28 protein-coding genes are annotated in these 23640 nt (G+C 42.1%); 19 read left to right on the top strand and 9 right to left on the bottom strand.

What is annotated here, in order from left to right; translation table 11 throughout:
• The first annotated feature begins 214 nt into the window (after window positions 1-214).
• From M3P07_RS16545 to M3P07_RS16525, 5 genes are all read left to right on the top strand, one after another.
• Window positions 215-1045, top strand: a complete 831-nt coding sequence (locus M3P07_RS16545; protein ID WP_249971039.1) for a prephenate dehydratase — start codon at window positions 215-217, stop codon at window positions 1043-1045.
• Window positions 1042-2187, top strand: a complete 1146-nt coding sequence (locus M3P07_RS16540) for a pyridoxal phosphate-dependent aminotransferase (RefSeq protein ID WP_249971038.1) — start codon at window positions 1042-1044, stop codon at window positions 2185-2187. The genes M3P07_RS16545 and M3P07_RS16540 overlap by 4 nt, the downstream gene beginning before the upstream one ends.
• A gap of 85 nt (window positions 2188-2272) precedes the next feature.
• A complete protein-coding gene (locus tag M3P07_RS16535) occupies window positions 2273-3133 on the top strand; it encodes a prephenate dehydrogenase (protein WP_249971037.1) in 861 nt (286 codons plus the stop codon).
• Window positions 3134-3141: 8 nt separating this feature from the next.
• Window positions 3142-4224 carry a bifunctional 3-deoxy-7-phosphoheptulonate synthase/chorismate mutase type II gene (locus M3P07_RS16530; protein WP_249971036.1) on the top strand — a complete coding sequence of 361 codons (1083 nt, stop codon included), beginning with the start codon at window positions 3142-3144 and terminating at the stop codon, window positions 4222-4224.
• A gap of 128 nt (window positions 4225-4352) precedes the next feature.
• Complete coding sequence (locus M3P07_RS16525; RefSeq protein ID WP_249971035.1) at window positions 4353-5027, top strand: head GIN domain-containing protein; 675 nt, start codon at window positions 4353-4355, stop codon at window positions 5025-5027.
• Window positions 5028-5090: 63 nt separating this feature from the next.
• Here M3P07_RS16525 and M3P07_RS16520 read toward each other — a convergent pair whose 3' ends face one another.
• Complete coding sequence (locus M3P07_RS16520) at window positions 5091-5531, bottom strand: hypothetical protein (protein ID WP_249971034.1); 441 nt, start codon at window positions 5529-5531, stop codon at window positions 5091-5093.
• Window positions 5532-5627: 96 nt separating this feature from the next.
• Between M3P07_RS16520 and rsgA the strand changes: the two genes are divergently transcribed.
• The 10 genes from rsgA (at window position 5628) to M3P07_RS16470 (ending at window position 14683) form a co-directional block, all read left to right on the top strand.
• Entirely contained in the window at window positions 5628-6572 is a 945-nt protein-coding gene (gene rsgA, locus M3P07_RS16515) for a ribosome small subunit-dependent GTPase A (RefSeq protein WP_249971033.1), read from the top strand.
• A 3-nt stretch (window positions 6573-6575) separates the two neighbouring features.
• Window positions 6576-7028 (top strand): D-aminoacyl-tRNA deacylase, encoded by a 453-nt coding sequence (gene dtd, locus M3P07_RS16510; protein ID WP_249971032.1) that lies wholly within the window; start codon window positions 6576-6578, stop codon window positions 7026-7028.
• Window positions 7028-7354: a nucleotide pyrophosphohydrolase gene (locus M3P07_RS16505; protein ID WP_249971031.1), complete on the top strand. Its 327-nt coding sequence runs from the start codon at window positions 7028-7030 to the stop codon at window positions 7352-7354. The genes dtd and M3P07_RS16505 overlap by 1 nt, the downstream gene beginning before the upstream one ends.
• A gap of 69 nt (window positions 7355-7423) precedes the next feature.
• A complete protein-coding gene (locus M3P07_RS16500; RefSeq protein ID WP_249971030.1) occupies window positions 7424-8653 on the top strand; it encodes a 3-phosphoshikimate 1-carboxyvinyltransferase in 1230 nt (409 codons plus the stop codon).
• 86 nt (window positions 8654-8739) lie between these two features.
• Window positions 8740-9789 carry a tRNA preQ1(34) S-adenosylmethionine ribosyltransferase-isomerase QueA gene (gene queA, locus M3P07_RS16495; RefSeq protein WP_249971029.1) on the top strand — a complete coding sequence of 350 codons (1050 nt, stop codon included), beginning with the start codon at window positions 8740-8742 and terminating at the stop codon, window positions 9787-9789.
• 88 nt (window positions 9790-9877) lie between these two features.
• Window positions 9878-10918 carry a dual-specificity RNA methyltransferase RlmN gene (gene rlmN / locus M3P07_RS16490; protein WP_249971028.1) on the top strand — a complete coding sequence of 347 codons (1041 nt, stop codon included), beginning with the start codon at window positions 9878-9880 and terminating at the stop codon, window positions 10916-10918.
• A gap of 168 nt (window positions 10919-11086) precedes the next feature.
• Window positions 11087-12064, top strand: coding sequence for a polyprenyl synthetase family protein (locus tag M3P07_RS16485; RefSeq protein WP_249971027.1), 978 nt, complete (start codon window positions 11087-11089; stop codon window positions 12062-12064).
• A 155-nt stretch (window positions 12065-12219) separates the two neighbouring features.
• Entirely contained in the window at window positions 12220-12789 is a 570-nt protein-coding gene (locus tag M3P07_RS16480; protein WP_249971026.1) for an RNA polymerase sigma factor, read from the top strand.
• Window positions 12790-12797: 8 nt separating this feature from the next.
• Window positions 12798-13523, top strand: a complete 726-nt coding sequence (locus M3P07_RS16475) for a hypothetical protein (RefSeq protein ID WP_249971025.1) — start codon at window positions 12798-12800, stop codon at window positions 13521-13523.
• Window positions 13524-13612: 89 nt separating this feature from the next.
• Window positions 13613-14683, top strand: a complete 1071-nt coding sequence (locus M3P07_RS16470) for a tropomyosin (RefSeq protein WP_249971024.1) — start codon at window positions 13613-13615, stop codon at window positions 14681-14683.
• An 85-nt stretch (window positions 14684-14768) separates the two neighbouring features.
• Here the strand turns inward: M3P07_RS16470 and M3P07_RS16465 are convergent, their stop codons facing one another.
• The 4 genes from M3P07_RS16465 to M3P07_RS16450 form a co-directional block, all read right to left on the bottom strand.
• Window positions 14769-15086 carry a zinc-ribbon domain-containing protein gene (locus tag M3P07_RS16465; protein WP_249971023.1) on the bottom strand — a complete coding sequence of 106 codons (318 nt, stop codon included), beginning with the start codon at window positions 15084-15086 and terminating at the stop codon, window positions 14769-14771.
• Window positions 15068-15433: a DUF805 domain-containing protein gene (locus M3P07_RS16460; protein WP_249971022.1), complete on the bottom strand. Its 366-nt coding sequence runs from the start codon at window positions 15431-15433 to the stop codon at window positions 15068-15070. The genes M3P07_RS16465 and M3P07_RS16460 overlap by 19 nt, the downstream gene beginning before the upstream one ends.
• A gap of 1 nt (window position 15434) precedes the next feature.
• Window positions 15435-15905, bottom strand: coding sequence for an RDD family protein (locus tag M3P07_RS16455; protein ID WP_249971021.1), 471 nt, complete (start codon window positions 15903-15905; stop codon window positions 15435-15437).
• 114 nt (window positions 15906-16019) lie between these two features.
• Window positions 16020-16385: a DUF805 domain-containing protein gene (locus tag M3P07_RS16450; protein ID WP_249971020.1), complete on the bottom strand. Its 366-nt coding sequence runs from the start codon at window positions 16383-16385 to the stop codon at window positions 16020-16022.
• A gap of 210 nt (window positions 16386-16595) precedes the next feature.
• On the opposite strand from M3P07_RS16450, the gene dnaG reads away from it, so the two are divergent.
• Window positions 16596-18569 carry a DNA primase gene (gene dnaG / locus M3P07_RS16445; protein ID WP_249971019.1) on the top strand — a complete coding sequence of 658 codons (1974 nt, stop codon included), beginning with the start codon at window positions 16596-16598 and terminating at the stop codon, window positions 18567-18569.
• Window positions 18570-18621: 52 nt separating this feature from the next.
• Here the strand turns inward: dnaG and M3P07_RS16440 are convergent, their stop codons facing one another.
• Both M3P07_RS16440 and nadE read right to left on the bottom strand, forming a co-directional pair.
• Window positions 18622-19251 (bottom strand): response regulator, encoded by a 630-nt coding sequence (locus M3P07_RS16440; protein WP_249971018.1) that lies wholly within the window; start codon window positions 19249-19251, stop codon window positions 18622-18624.
• A gap of 154 nt (window positions 19252-19405) precedes the next feature.
• A complete protein-coding gene (nadE, locus tag M3P07_RS16435) occupies window positions 19406-20194 on the bottom strand; it encodes an NAD(+) synthase (protein WP_249971017.1) in 789 nt (262 codons plus the stop codon).
• 66 nt (window positions 20195-20260) lie between these two features.
• Between nadE and gldB the strand changes: the two genes are divergently transcribed.
• Both gldB and gldC read left to right on the top strand, forming a co-directional pair.
• Window positions 20261-21253, top strand: coding sequence for a gliding motility lipoprotein GldB (gene gldB, locus M3P07_RS16430; protein WP_470299697.1), 993 nt, complete (start codon window positions 20261-20263; stop codon window positions 21251-21253).
• Entirely contained in the window at window positions 21254-21592 is a 339-nt protein-coding gene (gldC, locus tag M3P07_RS16425; RefSeq protein WP_249971015.1) for a gliding motility protein GldC, read from the top strand.
• Here gldC and M3P07_RS16420 read toward each other — a convergent pair whose 3' ends face one another.
• Window positions 21593-22087: a hypothetical protein gene (locus M3P07_RS16420; RefSeq protein WP_249971014.1), complete on the bottom strand. Its 495-nt coding sequence runs from the start codon at window positions 22085-22087 to the stop codon at window positions 21593-21595. It abuts the gene before it with no gap.
• A gap of 4 nt (window positions 22088-22091) precedes the next feature.
• Entirely contained in the window at window positions 22092-22439 is a 348-nt protein-coding gene (locus M3P07_RS16415; RefSeq protein ID WP_249971013.1) for a DUF3307 domain-containing protein, read from the bottom strand.
• Between the two features lie 271 nt (window positions 22440-22710).
• On the opposite strand from M3P07_RS16415, the gene M3P07_RS16410 reads away from it, so the two are divergent.
• Window positions 22711-23619 carry a dihydrodipicolinate synthase family protein gene (locus tag M3P07_RS16410; protein ID WP_249971012.1) on the top strand — a complete coding sequence of 303 codons (909 nt, stop codon included), beginning with the start codon at window positions 22711-22713 and terminating at the stop codon, window positions 23617-23619.
• The last annotated feature ends 21 nt before the right edge of the window (window positions 23620-23640 follow it).

Below are 23640 nucleotides of genomic sequence, written 5' to 3'. Positions count from 1 at the left end.
GTTCAGCAATAAATCAAAAAAAATTCTGCTATAGTAACGGGATTTCAACTGAATGGCTATCTTAGCCTGAGATTTTAAAAAAATGACCAAAACGTATTTCTGGAACGGGTTTTATTTCTACTTCTTTTTTAGGAGAGGAACGGGACTGTTCTAGGTATACATTTAAGTATAAAACAGATAAAGTCCCGGTGTAGATCGGGGCTTTTTTTTTACAATGGATTTAAAAGTAGCTATCCAAGGAATTAAGGGATCTAACCACCATCAAGTGGCGAAAGAATACTTTGGCGAGAAGATTGAACTTGTTGAATGTCTTTCTTTCGATAAGATGATCGAACATTTATGTGCCGGTACCGCCGATAAGGGAATCATGGCCATAGAAAATTCGATTGCGGGTTCCATTATCCCCAACTATAATTTGGTATACCATAACGAAATCCACATCATTGGGGAGTATTACTTGAGCATTCATCACAATCTAATGGCCCTGAAGGGAACCAAGATTGAAGATGTGGAAGAAGTGCGTTCCCATCCGATGGCCTTACTCCAATGTAAAACATTTTTAAAGCAATATCCCCATATAAAATTGGTAGAGGATGTGGACACCGCAGAGACGGCCAAAAGCATCAAAGAAGGTCAATTGACTAATATTGCTGCCATTGCTCCAAAAGTCGCGGCAGATTTATATAATTTGGATATCATTGCTCCAGAAATTCAGACCATTAAGAACAATGCCACTCGGTTTATCATTCTCAAGAAAAGGAACAAGGTGCTGCCGAAAGAGGAGATCAACAAGGCTTCGTTGCGATTTATCACTGATCACAAACGCGGAAGTCTGGCAACAGTTTTAAATGTAATGAGCGATTGCAACCTTAACCTGACCAAAATCCAATCCCTCCCCGTGATAGATACACCTTGGAAATATGCCTTTTTTGTGGACGTCACCTTTGAGGAATACAATCATTTTGCCAAGGCCAAGTCATTGCTAGAGATTATGTCTGAGGATTTTAGGTTGCTCGGGGAATATAAAAATGCGTTGTTGCCATGATTACAGCCAATAGGCTACATACCGTACAGGAATATTACTTCTCTAGAAAACTTAGGGAAGTTAGGGGATTGATCAACGATGGGAAACCCATTATCAATATGGGAATCGGAAGCCCTGACCTGGCACCGTCCCCAGAAGTTTTGAACACCCTGAAAAGTGCAATAGCCGATACCGGCGCACATCAGTATCAAAGTTATCAGGGATTACCTGAGCTTCGTGATGCCATTGCCAACTTTTACAACGAAAAGTTTGGGGTTACCGTGGATTCGGCCACCGAAATACTCCCTTTAATGGGGTCCAAGGAAGGAATCATGCACATTGGCCTTGCCTTTTTAAATGAAGGGGACGAAGTGTTGTTGCCCAACCCGGGTTATCCTACCTATACCTCGGTGAGCAAATTAATAGGTGCCGTACCCAAGACCTACGACCTAAAGGAAGAAAACGGGTGGTTCCCAGATTTGGAAGCCTTGTCAAAATCAGACCTGTCGAAAGTAAAGTTGATGTGGGTGAGTTATCCGCACATGCCAACTGGGGCAACAGCTAGTTTGGAAAAACTCAAGGCTCTGGTAGATTTTGCCAAAGCCCATGAAATTTTGTTGATCAATGATAACCCGTACAGCTTTGTTTTATCCAACAATCCAACCAGTATCCTGTCCATTCCGGGAGCAAAGGATTGTGCCCTGGAACTAAACAGTTTGAGCAAGACCTTTAATATGGCTGGCTGGCGTGTAGGCATGGTGTTGGGGAACAAAGAACATATAAATGCGGTGCTCAAGGTAAAGAGCAATATGGATTCTGGGATGTTTTACGGCATCCAAAAGGGTGCCATTGCCGCCTTGCAAAGCGGACAAGAATGGTTTAATGGTTTGGATGAGGTGTATAGCAAAAGAAGGGAGTTGATGTTTCAGCTCGTTGAAAAATTGGGATGTACCTATGATCGGAATGCGGTAGGCATGTTTGTTTGGTCGAAGCTACCGGAGGGTTCGGTGCCTTCAGAGGAATTCATAGATACCGTATTGCAAGAGAAACACATTTTTATTGCCCCAGGAACCATTTTTGGGAGCAATGGGGAAGGATATATTCGATTTTCTCTTTGCGTGAAAGAGGAAAAAATTCAGGAAGCCATTAACAGATTTGAGTAGAGGGATGTTGGAACTGGATTGTATTTCTGAAGCTTGTGAAATTTCAAATCTGAAATCTCAATACTATTTTCTAAAATCTAGTTAGATGAACTTAGTTGTCATAGGAATAGGGTTGATTGGGGGATCGTTTGCCAAGGATGCAAAAAAAATCCACCCGGATGCCCATATCATAGGAATCGATAAAAGCGAATCCCATTTGGATGAAGCTCTGGAATTGGGAATCATAGACGAAAAAGGAGATTATGATGTCCTGGCTTCTGCAGATGTGGTTTTTGTAAGTATTCCCGTGAATGCACTTATGGTTGAATTACCAAAAATTCTCGATGCTGTTGGGGATGATACCGTGGTGATGGATGCCGGTTCTACGAAGGGATTGATTTGCGAGGTGGTCAATGATCATCCCAAACGGAGAAATTTTCTGGCGTGCCACCCCATTGCAGGAACGGAATTTTCAGGGCCTTCGGCTGCAATCAATGGCTTGTACGAAGGAAAGACCAATATTATCTGTGAAGTGGAAAAAACGGCCTTTAAACTTCAGGAGCGGGCTTTGGAGCTCTTTCAGCAGATGAAAATGCGCATTCGATACATGAACCCGCAGGCGCATGACAAGCACATAGCCTATGTTTCCCATTTATCACATATCAGTTCGTTTATGTTGGGAAAAACGGTTATTGAAAAAGAAAAAAATGAGCGTGATATTTTTGACCTCGCAGGTAGTGGTTTTGAGAGCACAGTGCGATTGGCCAAAAGTTCGCCAGATATGTGGACTCCCATTTTTGAACAGAACAAGGAGAATGTGGTGGAGTCGCTCCAAGAGTATATCCAAAATTTGGAAACGTTTAAGCAACTGCTTTTGGACAACGAGTTTGATGATGTATACCAAGAAATGAATAATACCAACAGAATAAAACAAATATTAAAGGGGATTCCCCTCACAAAAAGTTAGCATTGATTATGGAAAACAATAAAGAAATGAGAAAATGGCTGGATGACATGGATCTACCACATCCACTGGTAATTGCCGGACCCTGTAGCGCCGAAACGGAAGATCAGGTGTTAAAAATTGCACACGATTTAAAGGATACGGATGTAAACTACTACCGTGCTGGTATCTGGAAACCAAGAACCCGGCCCGGAAACTTTGAAGGGGTAGGGGCCATTGGTCTAAAGTGGCTGCAAAAGGTCAAAGAAGAGACCGGTTTAAAAACCGCGACCGAGGTGGCCAACAGGGCACACGTGGATCTTGCATTGGAGCACGATGTGGACCTCTTGTGGATTGGTGCCCGATCTACCGTAAGCCCATTTATTGTTCAAGAAATTGCCGATGCCTTGGAGGGAACGGACAAGATCGTTTTGATCAAGAACCCGGTAAATCCGGATTTGTCATTGTGGTTGGGTGCCGTAGAACGTCTTTATTCAGCCGACATCAAAAAATTGGGTGTGATACACAGGGGCTTTTCAACCTATGAAAAAACCAAGTACAGAAACATTCCTGAATGGCAAATGGCCATTGAATTGCAATCCAAGTTTCCGGATTTGCCCATCATCAACGACCCTAGCCACATAACCGGTAAGCGTGATATGATCTTTGATGTTTCCCAGACCGCTTTGGATCTTAATTTTGATGGATTAATGATCGAGACGCACCATGATCCTGATAATGCCTGGAGTGATGCTGCCCAGCAGGTAACTCCGGATAGTTTGATTCAGATTATGAAGGATCTTCGCATTAGAAAGGAAACCGATGCAGAGGCCGAATACAACAGCAAGTTGAGTAATCTTAGAGCGCAAATTGATGTTATCGATAACCAACTGATCGATATTCTTGGCAAGCGAATGAAGGTTTCCGATGGAATCGGTGAGCTAAAAAGACAAAAGAACGTTGCTGTGCTTCAGTCCAACAGATGGAATGCCATTTTGGGTAAAATGATCTTGGAAGGGGAGTCTCAAGGACTTAGCGAGGAATTTGTTTTGAGAATGTTCAAAGCAATTCACCAAGAATCCATAAACCATCAAGAGAAGATTATCAACGCATAGTTTTTAAACTATTTGATTGAGATGCCATTTGAAGGGGATTATTCCCTGCTCAAATGGCATTTTTTTATTTGTAGAACTGTAACAATCCACAAAAGCCGTTATCTTTTAGGAAGTTAACACCAATAGACATGAAAAAACTACTCATACTCGGCTTTGCCTTGGTTTCCACTACCTTTTTTGCACAACGAACCATAGATACGGAGGTTGGGGATTTTAATGAAATCAAGGTTTTTGATCTCATCGAAGTCAATCTGATCCAATCCGACGAAAACAGGATTGTGATCAAAGGCAGGAATGTGGACGATATTAAATGGATGAACAAAAATGGGGTTTTAAAACTTCGAATGCAGTTAGACAAGAAATTTACTGGGGAAGATACCTTAATCGAGGTCTATTATACCGATTTGGATGTGATCGATGGAAACGAGGGCGCCCAAATTACCTGCAACGAACTGGTAAAAAAGAACAGCTTGGAACTTAGGGCCCAGGAAGGGGCCAGAATCCGAATTGGGATGGATGTGGACCATGTCGACATCCGTGCCGTCACAGGCGGTATTGTAGAAGCTTCAGGTTTGGCCAGCAACCAATCCATAGTATTAAATACCGGGGGTATTTTCGATGGAAGGGACTTACGGACTTCCAAAACGGACATAAAGATTTCCGCAGGTGGCGAAGCTGAAGTGTTTGCCTCAGAAGTGGTAGATATCAATGTACGCGCAGGTGGGGATGTTCATGTGTATGGAAAACCAAAAAAGGTCTATAAAAACACCTTTGCTGGTGGTAGAATACGCGTTTTGGATTAGCTAGGAACGAAAATAAAAAAAGCCCCAGAATGATCTGGGGCTTTTTTTATTGGTGGAGTTTTCCTATTTTTTGAAAATATATCGGGTAATAAAAATACCTTGTCCGTCTCCCTTGCCACCTTCACTCTCAACAGCACTGTTCACGAAAACCAGTTCCCAGCCGTTGGCGACCATATCGTTGATCATGGAAGTGATCAGAGCATCATTGGCTGCAATGTTCTGAAAACGGATTCCTCCCAAATTGTAGAAATTCAAAAGTTTGGTTTCCTCAAAATTCTTAACTCTGATTTCTCCCCTTTTGGATTTGTTTCGGGTGTTGTCCTCCTCGGTCTGTACACTTGTGTACTCTCTGTAGTCTTTGTCTTCAAGAGCGTTTACAATTCTGGAACGTCCAAGCCCGTTGGGGACAATGGATTCCACACTGGTAACTACCTTGAACTGCTGTGCGTTCATTTCTAAGGTCGCGGTTAACGCTATAAAAGCGATAAAAAGGATTTTTTTCATAATGATTATGATTGTTTTTAGTTTCAACTAACAATTTACAATATACGTGCCAATTAAAGGATTATTGTTTCTTTGTATGGAAAAAATGAGCAATTAGTGCAAGGAACTGTTTATAAATCCACGGGAAGTTGGTACACCGTTAAATCGGAAGATACTTTCTATGAGTGTCGTATCAAGGGCAAGTTCCGAATCAAGGGCATTAAAAGTACCAACCCTGTTGCCGTTGGGGATGAGGTGGTTTTTAATTTACAGGAAATTGGAGATGAGACCGTTGCCACAATTATCGAGATCAAGGAGCGAAAAAACTATATCATCCGAAAATCGGTCAATCTCTCCAAACAAACCCATATTATCGCCGCTAATCTGGATCAGGTATTTCTTTTGGTCACTCTGAACAATCCTCCAACATTTACCAGCTTTATCGATAGATTTTTGGTCACAGCTGAGGCCTACGACATTCCAGTGGTCTTACTCTTCAACAAAATGGACGGATATGACGAGGATGAAATGGTAGAAGTGGAGTATTTGGTACAACTCTATAGGGAAATAGGATACCACTGTCTTGAGATTGCTGCCAAGGAAGGAACCAATGTAGACCAGGTTAAGGAATTGATGTTGGACAAGACCAGCATGTTCGCCGGTCATTCTGGAGTGGGAAAATCTACTTTGGTGAATGCCCTTGAGCCTGGATTGCGATTAAAGACAGCCGAAATTTCTGAACAGCATTTACAAGGACAGCACACCACCACCTTTGCAGAAATGTACGATCTTTCTTTTGGCGCCAGAATCATAGATACTCCTGGTATAAAAGGGTTTGGTATTGTGGATATGGAAGAAGATGAGATTGGGGATTATTTTCCTGAATTTTTTAGATTAAAATCACAATGCAAGTTTAATAATTGCCTACATCTGGATGAGCCCAAGTGCGCCATAAAAAATGGGTTGGAAAATGATGAGGTTTCATGGAGCAGATACAGAAGCTATGTACAAATGATTACGGGCGAAGATGAGAACTATAGGGTTGATATATACAAAGAATAATTCATGAGGGCTGTAATTCAAAGGGTTTCCAGAGCCAGCGTTACGGTGGAGGGCGAAGTGGTGTCCAAGATTGGGCATGGGCTGTTGGTGCTATTGGGAATAGAAGATGCAGATGATCAGGAGGATATGGAATGGCTGTCCAAAAAAATAGTGAACCTTCGCATTTTTAACGATTCCGAAGGGGTGATGAACCGTTCCTTGCTGGATGAGAACGGAGATATGATCGTAGTGAGCCAATTTACACTCCATGCACTTACAAAAAAAGGAAACAGGCCCTCCTATATAAAAGCAGCCAAACCGGAAATTGCCATTCCCATTTACGAAAAATTTGTGTCGCTGCTGGAACAGCATTTGGGCAAGAATGTGGGCACAGGGGTTTTTGGTGCGGATATGAAGGTGGATTTGCTCAATGATGGCCCTGTAACAATAACGATTGATACAAAAAATAAAGAATAATGAATATTAAGGATGCACAAAAAGCTGTAGACGAATGGATCCAGAATCACGGGGTACGTTATTTTAACGAACTCACCAATATGGCTCAATTGACAGAGGAGGTGGGAGAAGTTGCCCGAATCATAGCCCGCCGCTACGGGGAACAAAGTGAAAAGGAATCCGACAAGGACAAGGATTTGGGCGAAGAATTGGCCGATGTGCTCTTTGTGGTCCTATGTTTGGCCAACCAAACAGGAGTGAACCTACAGCAGGCTTTTGATAAAAAACTGGATATAAAGGCCAAGCGCGACCACGATCGTCATCAGAATAACAAAAAGCTCAAATAAAGTTACTCCAGCACAGGGACTTTAGAGGTGTTTTTTCTAGTTTTGGTCTTTCAACCAAATACCAAGATTTTGAGACTCAAATTGTCCGCTCCACAACGTAGTACCTTAGATAAATCCATAGCAATTACAGGTTCCAAAAGCGAGACCAATAGGTCATTGCTCCTTCAGGCCCTTTTTCCCAATGTGGTCATCGAAAACCTTTCCAATTCCGATGATGGGGAAGTCATGCAAAAGGGATTGGCAACTTCGCATGGCGAGGTTGACATCCACCATGCGGGAACGGCCATGCGTTTTTTAACGGCCTATTTTGCTTCCCAAAACGGAAAAGAAGTGGTTTTGACCGGCTCTTCCAGGATGCAGGAAAGACCCATTAAGGTACTTGTTGATGCACTACGCGAGTTGGGGGCAGAAATCGACTATGTAAAAAATGAAGGGTACCCACCCATCAAAATAAAGGGAAAGACCTTGACCAAAAGCAAGGTTTCCCTACCAGCCAATATTAGCAGTCAGTATATTTCGGCGCTGTTATTGATTGCACCCAGTCTGGCCAATGGATTGGAATTGGAACTAGTGGGCAAGATTACCTCGGTTCCCTACATTAAAATGACCTTGTCTTTAATCCAACAATTAGGCGTGGAAACGCATTTTGAAGGGAATCTTATCCAGGTGGTTCCTAAGGAAAAAGTGGGGGATACTACATTGGTGGTCGAGTCTGATTGGAGTTCTGCCAGTTACTTTTACAGTATAGCGGCATTGTGCGATGTCGGATCCAAAATCCAACTTTCTGCCTACAAACAAAACTCCTTGCAGGGCGATAGTGTGTTGGCTGAAATTTATCAAGATTTTGGAGTGGAAACCAGTTTTTCCGATAATACAATTACCCTTTTCAAGGTTAAGGAATGTGCTTTGGAAACGGTCAATTATGACCTTGCCAATGCACCCGATATTGCCCAAACCATTTCGGTGACCTGTTTTGGACTGGGCATGGGATGCCACCTTACCGGATTGCATACCTTGCCGATCAAGGAAACCGACAGATTGGGAGCCATGAAAACGGAATTGGAGAAAGTGGGGGCCACCGTGGCCATAGACCATGAAAGTCTAACTCTTGAACCTTCAGGAAGCATTTTGTCCGGTGTTGCCATAGATACCTACCACGACCACAGAATGGCCATGGCATTTGGGCCTTTGGCTATGAAGACCCAGTTGCTTGTCAACGAAGCAGAAGTGGTTTCCAAGTCATACCCCGATTATTGGAACGACCTGGAAAAGCTTGGTTTTCAAGTAGAGTCCGTGTAATTGGCATTTAATCACCAAATTACTTGACATCCCCTATATCGAGATTGTATATTTGCGCTCTTTAAAAATTTCCAAAAAAAGTCTACATGAAATTATCAAACTTCAATTTTGAACTACCCAAAGAACTATTGGCCGAATACCCTGCCGAAAACAGGGATGAATCCAAACTGATGGTAATTCATAGGGAAACCGGAAAAATTGAACATAAAATGTTCAAGGACCTTATCGACTATTTTGATGAGGGCGATGTAATGGTGTTGAACAATACCAAGGTTTTTCCAGCACGACTTTATGGAAACAAAGAAAAGACCGGGGCAAGAATTGAAGTGTTTTTGCTTCGTGAGTTGAACCAGGAGCAACGCCTTTGGGATGTTCTTGTGGACCCGGCAAGAAAGATTAGAATTGGGAATAAACTGTATTTCGGAGAGGACGAGAGCTTGGTTGCTGAGGTAATAGACAATACCACCTCTAGAGGTAGAACACTACGTTTTCTATACGACGGATCCTATACGGATTTTAGAAGAAAGTTGAGAGAATTGGGTGAGACCCCGCTTCCCAAATACATCAAACGGGATGTGGAACCAGAAGATGAAGAGCGATATCAGACCATATACGCCAAGTACGAAGGTGCAGTGGCGGCCCCAACTGCAGGCTTGCACTTTTCCAAGCATTTGTTGAAAAGGTTGGAGATCAAAGGGATTGATTTTGCAGAAGTGACCCTCCATGTAGGATTGGGAACCTTTAATCCGGTTGAGGTAGAGGATTTGTCCAAGCACAAAATGGACAGTGAGGAATTGGTCATTGATGAAAGGGCTACCGAGGTGGTGAACAATGCCAAGACCAATAAAAGAAAAGTTTGTGCGGTGGGCACCACGGTAATGCGCGGTTTGGAAAGTGCCGTATCATCGGAACATACGTTGAATACTTTTGAGGGATGGACCAACAAGTTCATTTTTCCTCCCTACGATTTTAGTATTGCGAACTGTATGATTACCAATTTTCACTTGCCTAAATCTACCTTATTGATGATGGTTTCGGCTTTCATTGGGCACGATTTGATGAAAAAAGCATACAAGCAAGCCATTTTGGAGCAATATAGATTTTACTCCTACGGTGACGCTATGTTGGTTATCTAAAAAATAGATTCCCAAATTGAAGGAATCAGAACATTATGATCCCGTCTGGCTTTGGCCATTCGGGATTTTTCTTGACTATCTTTAAAAGGTGGAAATCAAAAAGAAGGACATACGGGCATTGACCAAGGAACAACTGCGTGACTTTTTTGTTGCACAGGGAGACAAGGCTTTTCGAGGGAACCAGGTATACGAATGGCTTTGGCAAAAGTCTGCCCATTCCTTTGAGGCCATGACCAACATTTCCAAGGAAACCCGACAGATGTTGGAGAACAACTTCGTGATCAACCACATTAAGGTGGACCAAATGCAGCGCAGTGCGGATGGGACCATCAAAAATGCCGTCCAACTTCATGATGGGCTAGTGGTGGAATCGGTGCTGATACCAACGGAAACAAGAACTACGGCCTGCGTTTCCAGTCAGGTGGGATGCAGTTTGGACTGTAGGTTCTGCGCCACGGCACGATTAAAGCGAATGCGCAATCTTAATCCAGATGAGATCTATGACCAGGTTGTAGCTATAGACAATGAGAGCCGATTGTATTTTGGTCGCCCGTTGAGCAATATTGTATTTATGGGGATGGGAGAACCCCTCATGAATTACAACAACGTTATAAAAGCCATAGAAAAAATCACCTCTCCAGAGGGACTGGGAATGTCACCAAAAAGAATTGTGGTCTCAACTTCGGGTGTCCCAAAGATGATCAAGAAAATGGCCGATGAAGAGGTGAAGTTCGGACTGGCCGTTTCCTTGCATTCTGCCATCGACGAGGTGCGGACCTCCATAATGCCATTCAATGCTACTTTTCCACTTAAAGATTTGAGGGAGGCCCTGCAATATTGGTATGCCAAAACCAAGAATAAAATCACCTACGAATATGTGGTTTGGCAGGGGATCAACGACACTCAAGAGGCGGCCAACGCCTTGGTAAAGTTTTGCCGCTTTGCACCGTCCAAAGTCAACCTTATCGAATACAATCCCATAGATGATGGTGATTTCCAACAAGCTTCGGACCAAGCAGTGGAAATGTATAAGCGCACCTTGGAACGAAACAATATCACCGTGACTATCAGAAGATCAAGGGGCAAGGATATTGATGCGGCCTGCGGACAATTGGCGAATAAACAATGAACAATGGACAATAAACAGTTAACAATGTTCAAGGGTCATTGTTAATTGTTAACTGTATTTGGTCGACGCTTTAGGCCGCCCATCTTAAAACTGGAAACTTCCGATGACCAACTCTAGCATTTTCCCTACTTTTAGGCTTCCAAAACCAAGTTAACCAAAGGGATTGTATTGAAGGTAGTTTCGCAGATTAGGGAACCCATTGAGCAGGAAATGCAGCTTTTTGAGGAGAAATTTCTCAAATCCATGTCCTCTAAGGTGGCCTTGTTCAATAGGATCACCTACTATATCGTAAACCGGAAGGGAAAACAAATGCGACCGATGTTTGTTTTTCTTACCGCCAAGTTGATCAATAATGGGCATGTTAACGAGCGGACCTATATCGGCGCATCCATCATTGAGTTGATCCATACCGCCAGTTTGGTTCATGATGATGTGGTGGACGACAGCCACAAGCGAAGAGGCTTTTTCTCCATTAATGCCCTTTGGAAAAACAAGATAGCCGTGCTTGTTGGAGATTTTCTTTTCTCAAAAGGGGTTTTGGTGGCTCTGGAAAACAAAAACTATGATCTTTTGCATATCATATCCAATGCTGTCAGGGATATGAGCGAAGGCGAGCTCCTTCAGATAGAAAAGGCCCGCCTTTTGGATATTACGGAGGAAGTTTACTACGATATTATCCGACAAAAAACAGCTACCCTTATAGCAGCCTGTTGTAGTATGGGTGCCTGTTCCGTAAATCCTGATTCCCAAGCGGTTGAAGCTTTTAGACGCTTTGGGGAACTCTGTGGAATGGCATTCCAAATCAAAGATGATTTGTTTGATTATGGAGAGGAAAAAATAGGCAAACCCACCGGAATTGATATCAAGGAACAGAAGATGACCCTACCCCTTATTTATGCCTTAAACCAAAGTGACAAGGAAAAAAGGCGATGGCTCATAAACTCCATCAAAAAACACAATAAGAACAAGAAAAGGGTGAAGGAAGTGATCGCCTACGTTAAGGAAATGGGAGGCTTGGAATATGCGGTCACCAAGATGCTTGCCTTTAAGGACGAAGCCTTGTCCTTGCTTGATTCTTATCCAGATTCGGAATATAAAAGTGCACTTACCTTAATGGTCAACTACGTGGTTGATCGTAAAAAATAGATTTTGCTAGATACTAGATACTAGATACTAGATACTAGATGCTAGATGGGTTAAAGTGCTCGTTCAGCACCTATATCCCATTAAATTTTCCCAAGAGGCAACCATTTTAAGAACCACCACGTCTATCTTTATAACAAACTAAACGAGAACCACTGTTGAAAATCGTTTCCTTATATACTAATGAGAAGCAGCTGATCAAAAAATCCATTTCTGGTGACCCACATTATCAGAAGTTGCTTTATGAAAAGTTTGCACCTAAAATGTTGGGCGTTTGCCGTCAGTACATTAAGGATGTGCAATTTGCGGAGGACGTAATGATCAGTGCATTTGTGAAAGTGTTTCGCAATCTGGATTCCTTTGAACACCGGGGAAGTTTTGAAGGATGGATTCGAAAAATTATGGTGAGGGAAAGTATTTCTTTTTTGAGAAAAAAGCAGTTCGTGGTTTATGATGATGAGGCTTACCAGCAGATGGAAAAATCGGAAGAGCAATCCTCTATTTTGGATGTGGAATATGTACAGCAGCTGATAGATAATTTGCCAGAAGGGTATAAAATGGTGTTTTTGTTGTATGCTATAGAAGGTTATAAGCACCATGAGATAGCAGAAATGCTGCAAATATCAGAAGGCACTTCAAAATCACAATTGTTCAAGGCTCGAAAGATGCTTCAAGAAAATTTAAAGTTACAGGGAATGACAAGTCGAGCTCAGACAAGACAAAAATAGAAGGAGTTATGGAGAAATTGGAAAAACACATCAAGGACAAACTGGGGAATCGTGAGATCAAGCCATCTCCAGGGGCTTGGGAAAAAATTTCAAGCCAGTTGGATACGCCTGTCGCCACGAAATCCAATAGAAAATATGTATATGCCATTGCGGCAGGGTTTGTGGGTTTGCTTTTGGCATCCGTTTTCTTTTTTGCATCAGGTGAAAACAATGAGCCCACCCAGGTGGTTGATGAAAATTCCCTTTTGCGCCCCGTGATCCCTGCTTTGGAAGGGCAAACAGAATTTGTGGATGAGAATGGGACTGAATCCGAGTTGGTGGTTACTGAAAATGGCACCGAAAATTTGCAAGAGCAAGGAATGGAGAATCAAACTTTGAAATCCATGCCTTTGGATGAAACGGAAGTAGCTTCCAAACAATCCATTCAAAGTAATCTTATACAAGAAACCGACCCGCTAATCGCTCAAAAAATAAATCAAGTAATGGCCCAGGTAGCGCTTTTGGAAGCTGTGAACACCGAGGTGAGCGATGCCGAAGTGGACTCCTTGCTTCGGGCCGCCCAGAATGATATCCTCAAAGAAAAATTGTTTGTCGAAAATGGTAAAGTCGACGCCATGGCCCTGTTAACCGAAGTCGAAGACGAACTGGACGGATCTTTTAGGGATCAAATCTTTGATGCGCTCAAGGATGGGTATTTCAAATTACGAACCGCAGTGGCAGACAGAAACAACTAGAACTTATTCATCAATCAAAATACCTTTTTAGTTTCCCACTCCCGGAATTACACGGGAGGGGAGATTAAGAGGGGTAAATCAAATCAATCATGAGAACAATTACTTTTTACCTGGTAGCATTTGTATTGTTGTTGCTATCACAAAATCTTGTCGGACAAGAACCTTATCAGCGAAAAATTGAAGACTTAAGGGAAAAAAAGGAAAAAATTACCAAGCAAGAGAAGGAGGCTCTAAAGGAAGAGGTTGAGAGTATCAATAAGCGACTGGAAAAGGGGGATTTAAATGTTGAGGAGGCGAAATTATTGAAAACGGAAGCAGCTAAAAAAAGGGCATTGAATATTGAAAATAGAGTGGCCATAATAGACCATCAAATTTCACTTTTGGAGCGAAATCAAGGGGAGACCTTGACCATTGCAGAGGAGAGGGACCGATGGGAGGATGAGGATGGGTTTTCAATTCGAATTGATGGGGAGCCTATTTTCTTTACCAACTCTAGAAGATGGAAGGATGATATTAAATATGATCGCAGAACGTATTCCGACCCCGTTTTTGCGATTGGGCTTAACAATGCTTTGATTGATGGTCAATCCTTAGATGACTCCCCCTATAAAATAGGAGGCAGTCGCTTTTTTGAGATGGGGTGGCAGTGGCGTACACGGGTATTTAAGAATACCAATTGGTTACGTTTTAACTATGGATTTTCCTTTCAGTTCAATGGTCTAAAGCCTGATGACAATCAAGTGTTTGTCCAAAATGGAGATCAAACGGTTTTGGAGGAATTTGAGTCCGAATTGGATAAATCCAAACTTCGGATGGACAATTTGGTCTTTCCAGTACATTTTGAATTTGGCCCGTCCCGATTTCGGGAAACAGAAAAGAGTATCCGTTACTCCATTCATAACCAATTTCGATTGGGTATTGGAGGTTATGGTGGAATTAATCTGGGAACACGGCAGAAGCTCAAATATTCACGTGACGGAGAAAACGTAAAGGACAAATTTAAACGGGATTATAACACCAGCGATTTGATATATGGGATTAGCGGGTATATAGGTTTCGATGAGATTCTTCTATATGTAAAATATGATTTGAATCCCATTTTTAAAGATGCCGTGGTAGAACAACACAATATTTCTTTGGGTCTCAGGTTCGATTTATAGCCCTGAAGTACTCCTCTCTTGTTTTGGACACTAATTAAAATTTTGAAGATAGGGGAGGTGTCCGAAGGACGGTGGGGTCAAGTATTTACATGGCCCCTTCCATTTCCTTGGAAAACTCTTCTTTATAAAAACCCCTTTTGCAATGCGTGCATTCCGCAAATTGGGAAACACCAATTTTGAACAAGGGAATCCAGAATAGATGAATGTAGTTGGCTTGGGAAACGGCGGTCAAAGTTCCATTTTGTCCGCAATGCGGACATTGGACCTCGGCTAAAACCTTGGTTTCTTTTTTGCCCGGTCTGGTTCCGAAGAAGAGTAACATGTCATTTTTAAGGGAATTTACAAATTTCCCAGATGCGCCTGACGCCTTAAAGATGGAGCTTTCTAAAATTCCTTGGGACATGGCCCATAAGGATTATCATAAAGTTCGCTGTCCTTTATCAACTGGATAAAAACCCAAAGAACCCCTACAATTGGAATAACCAATACCAAAAGGGTCCATCCGCTTTTTCCAACATCGTGTAAACGCCTTACTGTGGCAGAAAGGGCAGGGAGAAAAACTGCTAGTACATACAATATATAGAGTGGGCCAAAACCTAAATTTGTTATGGCAATTTCAAAAACATTGTCCAGGGCAACGGCAAATAGACTAAAGAACAGGCAGAACAGGGTAAACATCCAATATTCAGCCCTGCGGGCCCTGCCCTTAAAATTTGCGTAGTTTTTTAGAACTTGTAAATACCATTCCATTTTATTTTTTTATAACAAATGTTCCTGCCGCTGAATCATGCCATGTTACACATTTTTCATTTCCTGCGGCTACCAGGTATCCAACATAAAAAATCAATGATGAAAATATTTTAACAAAATTCCTTATAAGGGCCTTGCCCAACGAAATTCTCCTAAATTCATCGTCGACAACCAAAACACCTAAGATTGCCTTTCCAGGAGTTCCTTGCAGTTTTGAACATTCAAATAAAGACCTATAGAGTATTCCTAATATTGGAACTCCAAAAAAATACACGAGTAATAGAGTTACCACAATCGATTTATCTAGCTCTTCATTTAAACCAGTATAATTTTGTGCAATTGGAACGAGAACAAGGGTGACTAGAATTATTGCGATAAAAAAGGCGATTAAAAAATCCAAAATCATGGCTCCAATCCTAGTTGTAAAACTCGCATATTGTATATTTTTTGAATTGTAATCTTTTCTAGTCATTTATAAATGTATTTATTATGGGTAATGCTCTTATAATTTGTGCAGTATTTATACCATTCCATTTTCTCTTGTTTAGGGTTATGTTGTAAAAGGAGGGGAGGTTGATCAAGGATACTAAGCGGCTGCCAGTTTAGGATTTATCCCATAATTGTTTTCACCTTGATCACTGTCCTTAGCCAAAAGGATAAGTAACCAAATCCCGCCTATTGCTGGAACCAGGCCAATAAATATCCATGTCCAAATTTTTCCAATATCTTGCAACCTTCTTACAGTTACGGCGAGGGTGGGAACAAAAGTACCCAGCAGATAAATGGGGTAAAGAATACCGACGCCGGTATCTGCCAACCCCAGTACAACATCCAAGAATATGGCAATCACCATGAAAATCATGTGGAACAGCTCAAACATCCAAAATTCCTTACGTCTTGCCCTTCCTTTAAAATCTGCATATTGTTTTAATACTTTTAAATACCAATTCATATTTATGTTTTGTTGGTTGTCCTACTCGTATGGCTTTTCGGTTCCGCCCCGTTTGTGGTTTCTGGTCTCCAATCAACTTCCATAAAGTAGGTCAAGGATGTAAAATTCAAGGGGTTGGGTTGACGGATGCCCCTTTTCAATTGACGTATGGGGTATTTCACTAAAAATTTCGTTTTTTCGCTACCTTTAAAGCCTGTTTAAATCCAAAATTTGATTTCCAAGACCACCATAGATCAAGTGTACGAGACCGCTAGGGTTGAAGAGGTCATTGGGGACTTTGTACAATTGAAAAAATCGGGTTCCAATTTTAAGGGTCTTAGCCCTTTTACCGATGAGCGCACCCCGAGTTTCATGGTGTCCCCGGTAAAGCAGATTTGGAAGGATTTTAGTAGTGGCAAGGGAGGCAATGTGGTTGCTTTTTTAATGGAGCACGAACATTTCTCCTACCCAGAGGCGATAAAATACTTGGCCAAGAAATACAATATTGAAATAGAGGAGACCGAGCAGACAGATGAGCAAAAGGAACAAGCCAATGAACGTGAGAGTATGTACTTGGTTTCCGAATATGCCCAGCAATACTTTTCTGAGACCCTTTGGGAATCAGAACCCGGCAAAGCCATCGGGCTAACCTATTTTAAGGAACGGGGCTTTTCGGACGAGACCATCAAGAAATTTGCCCTTGGATATAGTTTGGATGAATGGGAGGCTTTTACCAAAGAAGCCCAAGAACAAGGATACCAAGTGGAGTTTTTGGAAAAAACGGGACTTACCATCGTTAAGGAGCAAACTTCAGGAGAGTCCAAAAAATTTGACCGGTTTAAGGGTAGGGTCATGTTTCCCATCCATTCCATGAGCGGAAGGGTATTGGGATTTGGAGGCCGAATTTTGACCAATGACAAAAAAGCTGCCAAATACCTAAACTCACCCGAAAGTGAGATTTACCATAAGAGCAAGGTACTCTACGGGATTTACTATGCCAAGCAGGCCATTGCCAAAGAGGACAACTGTTACTTGGTGGAAGGCTATACCGATGTGATCCAGTTGTACCAAAGGGGGGTGCAGAATGTGGTTTCCTCAAGTGGTACCGCACTGACCCCTGAGCAGATTAGGTTGGTCAATAGGCTAACCAAAAATATTACGGTACTTTTCGATGGGGATGCTGCAGGTCTAAGGGCTTCACTGCGGGGCATTGACCTGATCTTGGAACAGGGAATGAACGTTAAGGTGTGTACCTTCCCCGAAGGGGAAGACCCCGATAGCTTTGCCAAAAACAACACCTATGAGGAATTGGTGCTGTACCTGGAAGAAAATTCCAAGGATTTTATCCAGTTCAAAACTTCGTTGTTGGCCAAGGAAGCTGCGAACGACCCCATAAAAAGGGCGGATACGGTGAGGGATATCGTGAATAGCATAAGCAAGATACCCGACCAGATCAAAAAGGAAATCTACATTCAGGAATGTGCAAAGATCATGCAGATTTCGGAAGAGGTGCTCTACAATACCCTGGCTCAAATCAATAAAAAGGATGTACTTGATGCCACCAAAAAACGGAAGCAAGAGCAAAAGGCTTTTGAAGTGGTCAAGTCTGAGCAGACGACCCAAAAGGTGGATGTGCAGTACGAACTGGAAAAACAGATCATCGAATTGCTGCTGCTTTATGGAAGTCAAAAACAGGAGTTCGAAGATTTGGTGCTGAAGGAAAATGAAGAAGGGGATTTGGTTTTGGAACCTGAAATTGTGGAGGCCAAGGTGTACGAAAAAGTCTATCTAGACCTTCAGGAGGATGAAATTGAACTTACCAATGAACAATTTCGTACTATTTATTATAAACTTATCGAGGATTTAAATGAAAAAGAAGAGTTTACCACCAACTCTTTTTTGGCCAACTTAGATCAAGGAATGGTCAATCAGGTTTCTTCAATTTTAATGGAAGAGGAACGCTATACGCTGCATGATTGGGAACGAAAGGACATTTATCCCAAAGCAAAGAATCAGGGTGTGGCCCAATTGGTAGCTGAAACCATCTTAACCTTGCGCTGCAATCTTATCAAGGGCAGGATCAAAAAACTCCAAAAAGATACCGAGGACAATAATGGCGACAATAGCGAAGTTCTGGAAGAAATTGTGAATTACCTCCAACTGAACAAACTGCTGAATGCCAAATTGAACCGCGTGCTCTCGTAACAAAAAATCCCGGAACATAGTCCGGGATTCTGAAATGTATATGTGGGTCAGTCTAGTACAGTTCCAGCGCTTTGGCCTGCTGTAATAAGTCTACCAAGTTGTCCACGTTTAGTTTTTTCATCAAACGTGCTTTATAGGTGCTAACCGTTTTTTCGTTCAAGTTCAATCCTTCCGCAACTTCTTTGTTTCTTTTTCCGCTGGCGAGAAGTTTAAGGACTTCCACTTCCCTTGAAGATAGTTTTCTAAAGAATCTTCTTGGTTTTTGGGTTCCTTCATCAAAGGCTAAGCGTTGTGCCAGCTCATTGGTAATGAACATGTTCCCCTGACTTACTTTTTTAACGGCAGTGATAATGTAGTCCAGATCTGCACTTTTGGAAAGGTAGCCAAAGGCTCCTGCCCGAATGGTGCTCAGGGCATACACATCTTCAGACTGTCCGCTGTACATCAAGGTTTTTACGGCAGGAAAATCTTGTTTCAGTTTTCTTAAGGTGGCAATTCCGTTTATTTCTGGAATGTCCATTTCCAACATGACTACATCCGGGGAAACATCCTCCAATGTTTCAAAAAGCTCTGAAGTTGTGGAAACATCGGCAATGACCTCAATATCTGAACTATGTTCCAGGACCGATTTAAGGCCCAAGCGAACAATGGGATGGTTGTCAGCTATTAATACTTTAATCATTTGGTTTGAGTTTTACGTTGTTTAGTACTTAAATCCTTACGTGGCGTAGCAGGCAAGTTAACAAATTGAGAACGTAAAACTGTAATTTTTTTCTTAAAACCTTAGAATTTCTGGGGTTTTTTTCGTCTTAAGTTGGGGTTTTTCGGTCAAAACGTCATTTTAAGGCCTCAGGAATTTCACAAATAGGTATCGGAATCATCTTATGTTTGTTGGAAGTATTAAACTTTTTAAAAATAACGAAAACTTCCTTTTGTCTGTCAGAAAAGTCGTCAATTGTCTTTCCTTCCTCGTTCATTTGCATGGCCCATTCCAATTCTGGATAGCTGGCTCCTATCTGATCTTCATCGGTTCTATGGTCTCCCCAGAGACCATCTGTTGGGGCGGCTTCCATAATATCTTGGTTAACTCCCAGTGCTCCCCCAATTTCATATACTTCCGTCTTCAATAGATCCGCAATTGGGCTTAAGTCTACACCTCCATCACCATATTTGGTGTAGAATCCTATACCGAAATCCTCCACTTTATTCCCCGTACCAGCAACCAAATAGCCCTTGAGCGCTGCGAAGTAATATAAGGTCGTCATTCGAAGTCGTGCCCGGGTGTTGGCCAAGGACATAAATCGGTCTTCTTCCTTCTCAACCCCTGGGAGTGCGTCAACCAAACTATCGAAAACCGGGGTGAGGTTTACCTCTTGCCGGTTTACATTGGGAAAATGTTCCATGAGCCAAGCGATGTGTCTATCTGCCCTGGTAACTTGGTTTTTACCTTGGTGGATGGGCATTTCCAGACATAAAAGATCTAACCCTGTCTTGGCACAAAGGGTAGAGGTGACCGCAGAATCTATCCCTCCGGATACACCTATCACAAACCCCTTACAGTTTGCTTTTGTGGCATAGTCCTTTAACCAATCAACAATATGTTCTATCACCTTTTCAGTTTGCATTTCCTAGTTTTTAGTTTCTATAATTTACCTTTGTGCCCTGTAAATTTAAATGCTGACGTGCTAATAATAAAGAGCTTCCCAAAATACTTTGGAATTCTATCGCGAAGTGGCCTTATTTTGCTTGGACTGCTGTTTCTGGTAATCGGTTGTGATAATCGAGATAAAAAGGCAGATGAGATCTCCAAGATTCCCCTAGAACTTTCCGTTTCCAGGTTTGATCGGGATTTTGCGGATGCAAGTCCCGCAGATTTACCGCGATTGAAGAAAAGATATCCTTACCTTTTCCCTTCCCAATTTCCGGATAGCATGTGGGTGGCCAAGTTTTCGGATACCATCCAAACAGAGCTGTCCGAAGAAGTAGATAAGGCTTTTGGCAATTTTGATAAAGAGACGGAAGATTTAAAATCCCTTTTCCAACACATCAAATACTACTTTCCCAAATGGAAGGTGCCCAAGGTGGTCACGGTAACTTCGGACGTTAGATACAATGATCGGGTTATACTTACGGATACCCTATTGCTTTTGGGTCTGGACAACTATTTGGGACCGGACCATCATTTTTATGGGAGCATCCAAAGGTATATAGCGGAAGGCCTGGATAAAAGATACCTGTGCTCAGATGTGGCAAGTGCTTTTTCCAAACAGGTGTTGAAGTTCCCTAGAAATCGGACATTCTTGGCTCGAATGGTATATTATGGTAAAGAGCTGTACCTCAAGGACAAATTGTTGCCCAATGCAACCGATGGGGAGAAAATTGGTTATTCTCCAGAAGACCTCGCCTGGGCCCGTGACAGCGAATCCCAAATTTGGCGACATTTTGTAGAAAATGAATTACTATACAGTACGGATGCCAAACTGGATAGGCGTTTTCTGGATCCGGCACCCTTTTCCAAGTTTCAATTGGAATTGGACCGGGATTCCCCTGGAAGATTGGGCAGGTATATGGGGTGGCAGATTGTTAGGGCATTTATGGACAAGAACGAGGTGACCCTGGAACAAATGTTGGCTATACCAGCGGATGAAATTTTTAAAAAATCAAACTACAAACCGAAAAAATAGATGGCAGTAGCACATACTTCTGAAATAAAATTAACAGTTGGGCTTGATGAAAATCGAGTACCTGAAGCATTGAACTGGTCGGCCCAAGATGGCGGAATCGAAAATGAGGAGGCAAAGGCCATGATGCTTTCGGTATGGGACAGCAAGCATAAGGAATCTTTAAAAATTGACCTTTGGACCAAGGATATGCCTGTTGACGAGATGAAAGTGTTTTTTCATCAAACCTTGGTCACCATGGCCGATACTTTTATGAAGGCCACCCAAGACGAAAAGATGACTGCAACCATGCGGGATTTCTGCGATTATTTTGCTGAAAAACTGGAACTCAAGAAAGAATAATTAAGGAATTGGCTGGTTTAGCCTGTTAAATTGATCTCTTTCCTGGCCCCTAAGTCCCAAACCCCTTTCAATCTTGTCCTTGGTGGGCCTGAGCAAGTACAGGTAAAGAATCAGAACAGCTCCTATATATAGATAGGTAAGGTTTTCGGAAATATAAAAGGCCACAAACCCTAAAAGGGCCGGACCCTCAACAAGGGCATATTTAACCAAGGATGCCGTTTGAAAGCGGGTCAATTTTGCACGAAGCCCCTCTATGGTACTGGCAGCGTTCATGGTTTGTTTAAAGATAAGATTGCCCACAAAAATCCCAGTCAAGGCAAAAATGGGAACTACGAATATGAAGACATCCTCTGTGTTGGAATAATCCAAAACGGAATTCTCGGCTTGGGAATAGGCAATAAAACCAAAAATGGTTGGGCCAGCCATTAAACCTAGATGGATAATGGTTAATGTTTTAATGAAACCGTTGGGAGTTGCCTGACTGTTATTTTCCATTTAGTTAAATTAGGTTTTCTAAGTTAATGAATGTTAGATACAGGCAAAGGCCATGAATCAGTTGGTCAAAACCGAGTACCGGATAAAAGATTCTGGGGTTGTCCTGATATTTTGAAGCCAGCCTGCTGGTAAAGAAATCTGTTACGAAGTGCAAAAGACCATTTGCAACCACATAGGTAACAGCCTGCTTTGCCGGAAAAAGAAAAGCTGAAAATACGCCTAGGGTAACCATATACATAAGCACATGGAGAGAAAGCCATTTGAGTTTGGAACTTTTCTCCATAGCCATTCTACTGGTCTGAAATACGTAGTCCCCTACCCAATGGGCCACCAAAATTAGCGCGAAAGTCATGGGATTAAGATAGTATATCGATATGGTATTACCTAATGGCTTGGTAGTCAAATCAAGCTTAATCCTCCAATACCAATTTGGTAGGAACACTCCAAATTCAACAGCGTAACTGAAATGTTGAACCTTCAATATCAAAACTATCCAATCTTGACTTTTTGGTTAAAAATTTTGGCGTTCTATGATTTTCATATAATATTGACTTATGTATGTCATAATGCTCAAATAAGCTAGGACCAAGGATGGTGGTTTTTTTTATTTTTTATAAAAAAATATGATGATCAAAAACTTAATAGCAGCAACCTATTCTCCCATGCACGGGGATGGAACCATAAACACATCGGCCATATCGGGATATAGGGATTTCTTGGTTAGGAACAAGGTGAATGGGGCCTTTATCAATGGGACCACAGGGGATTTCACCTCCTTGTCCGTAGGAGAACGGAAGCAAATCACAAAGGCCTGGTCTGAACATCGTTCTCCAAATCTCCAGATTATAGACCACGTTGGACACACCAATTTGGAAGAAGCTAAGGAGATGGCCACCCATGCTTCCGATAAGGTAGATGCCATTGCCGCCATTGCTCCTTATTATTTTAAGTTGGATAGTGTCGCAAAGTTGATAGCATATTGCAGAGAAATAGCCAGGAGCGCTCCCAACTTGCCATTTTACTACTATCATATCCCGGCCTTGTCGGGAGCCCGGCTAAATATGGAAGCCTTTTTGGAAATGGGAGCACAGCAGATTCCCAATTTGGCTGGAATTAAGTTTACGGACAACGATTTAATTGGTTTTGGTCAATGCAAAAAATCGCAGAACGGTAAGTTCAATATTTTATTTGGCTACGACGAACTCTTCCTAAATAGTTTGCCGGTTGGGGCAAAAGGATGGGTGGGGAGTACGTACAACCATCTGGCCCCACTTTACCACAAAATCATGGAACAGTTTGAAGGAGGTGAAATGGAACAAGCCATGGAACTGCAGTCGAAAGCCATTAAGTTTGTGGAAATGCTACAAAACCATGGAGGGTATAACGGAGCCGCCAAAAGTTTTATGAAGATTTTAGGGGTTGAATGTGGCCCTAGCAGGTTCCCTCATAGCACACTTTCCGATATGGATCTAGACGTATTAAGTGCCCAATTTGATGCTATTGGTTTAAAACGCGAAATGTTTAGCAGTTGAAACAAGTTTCAAGCGCTAAGT

Origin of the sequence: Flagellimonas myxillae, from assembly GCF_023502235.1 — a bacterium.
GTDB lineage: Bacteria > Bacteroidota > Bacteroidia > Flavobacteriales > Flavobacteriaceae > Flagellimonas > Flagellimonas myxillae.
The sequence above is the reverse complement of the archived record's forward strand: the minus strand, read 5'-3'. Positions and strand labels throughout refer to the sequence as shown.

What these genes read in the sequence shown, in the direction of transcription:
- M3P07_RS16545 (WP_249971039.1), top strand. Translation starts at nt 215, where the DNA reads ATGGATTTAAAAGTAGCTATCCAAGGAATTAAGGGATCTAACCACCAT.
- M3P07_RS16540 (WP_249971038.1), top strand. Translation starts at nt 1,042, where the DNA reads ATGATTACAGCCAATAGGCTACATACCGTACAGGAATATTACTTCTCT.
- M3P07_RS16535 (WP_249971037.1), top strand. Translation starts at nt 2,273, where the DNA reads ATGAACTTAGTTGTCATAGGAATAGGGTTGATTGGGGGATCGTTTGCC.
- M3P07_RS16530 (WP_249971036.1), top strand. Translation starts at nt 3,142, where the DNA reads ATGGAAAACAATAAAGAAATGAGAAAATGGCTGGATGACATGGATCTA.
- M3P07_RS16525 (WP_249971035.1), top strand. Translation starts at nt 4,353, where the DNA reads ATGAAAAAACTACTCATACTCGGCTTTGCCTTGGTTTCCACTACCTTT.
- M3P07_RS16520 (WP_249971034.1), bottom strand. Translation starts at nt 5,531, where the DNA reads ATGAAAAAAATCCTTTTTATCGCTTTTATAGCGTTAACCGCGACCTTA.
- dtd (WP_249971032.1), top strand. Translation starts at nt 6,576, where the DNA reads ATGAGGGCTGTAATTCAAAGGGTTTCCAGAGCCAGCGTTACGGTGGAG.
- M3P07_RS16505 (WP_249971031.1), top strand. Translation starts at nt 7,028, where the DNA reads ATGAATATTAAGGATGCACAAAAAGCTGTAGACGAATGGATCCAGAAT.
- queA (WP_249971029.1), top strand. Translation starts at nt 8,740, where the DNA reads ATGAAATTATCAAACTTCAATTTTGAACTACCCAAAGAACTATTGGCC.
- M3P07_RS16475 (WP_249971025.1), top strand. Translation starts at nt 12,798, where the DNA reads ATGGAGAAATTGGAAAAACACATCAAGGACAAACTGGGGAATCGTGAG.
- M3P07_RS16470 (WP_249971024.1), top strand. Translation starts at nt 13,613, where the DNA reads ATGAGAACAATTACTTTTTACCTGGTAGCATTTGTATTGTTGTTGCTA.
- M3P07_RS16465 (WP_249971023.1), bottom strand. Translation starts at nt 15,086, where the DNA reads ATGTCCCAAGGAATTTTAGAAAGCTCCATCTTTAAGGCGTCAGGCGCA.
- M3P07_RS16460 (WP_249971022.1), bottom strand. Translation starts at nt 15,433, where the DNA reads ATGGAATGGTATTTACAAGTTCTAAAAAACTACGCAAATTTTAAGGGC.
- M3P07_RS16455 (WP_249971021.1), bottom strand. Translation starts at nt 15,905, where the DNA reads ATGACTAGAAAAGATTACAATTCAAAAAATATACAATATGCGAGTTTT.
- M3P07_RS16450 (WP_249971020.1), bottom strand. Translation starts at nt 16,385, where the DNA reads ATGAATTGGTATTTAAAAGTATTAAAACAATATGCAGATTTTAAAGGA.
- M3P07_RS16440 (WP_249971018.1), bottom strand. Translation starts at nt 19,251, where the DNA reads ATGATTAAAGTATTAATAGCTGACAACCATCCCATTGTTCGCTTGGGC.
- nadE (WP_249971017.1), bottom strand. Translation starts at nt 20,194, where the DNA reads ATGCAAACTGAAAAGGTGATAGAACATATTGTTGATTGGTTAAAGGAC.
- gldC (WP_249971015.1), top strand. Translation starts at nt 21,254, where the DNA reads ATGGCAGTAGCACATACTTCTGAAATAAAATTAACAGTTGGGCTTGAT.
- M3P07_RS16420 (WP_249971014.1), bottom strand. Translation starts at nt 22,087, where the DNA reads ATGGAAAATAACAGTCAGGCAACTCCCAACGGTTTCATTAAAACATTA.
- M3P07_RS16415 (WP_249971013.1), bottom strand. Translation starts at nt 22,439, where the DNA reads ATGACTTTCGCGCTAATTTTGGTGGCCCATTGGGTAGGGGACTACGTA.
- M3P07_RS16410 (WP_249971012.1), top strand. Translation starts at nt 22,711, where the DNA reads ATGATGATCAAAAACTTAATAGCAGCAACCTATTCTCCCATGCACGGG.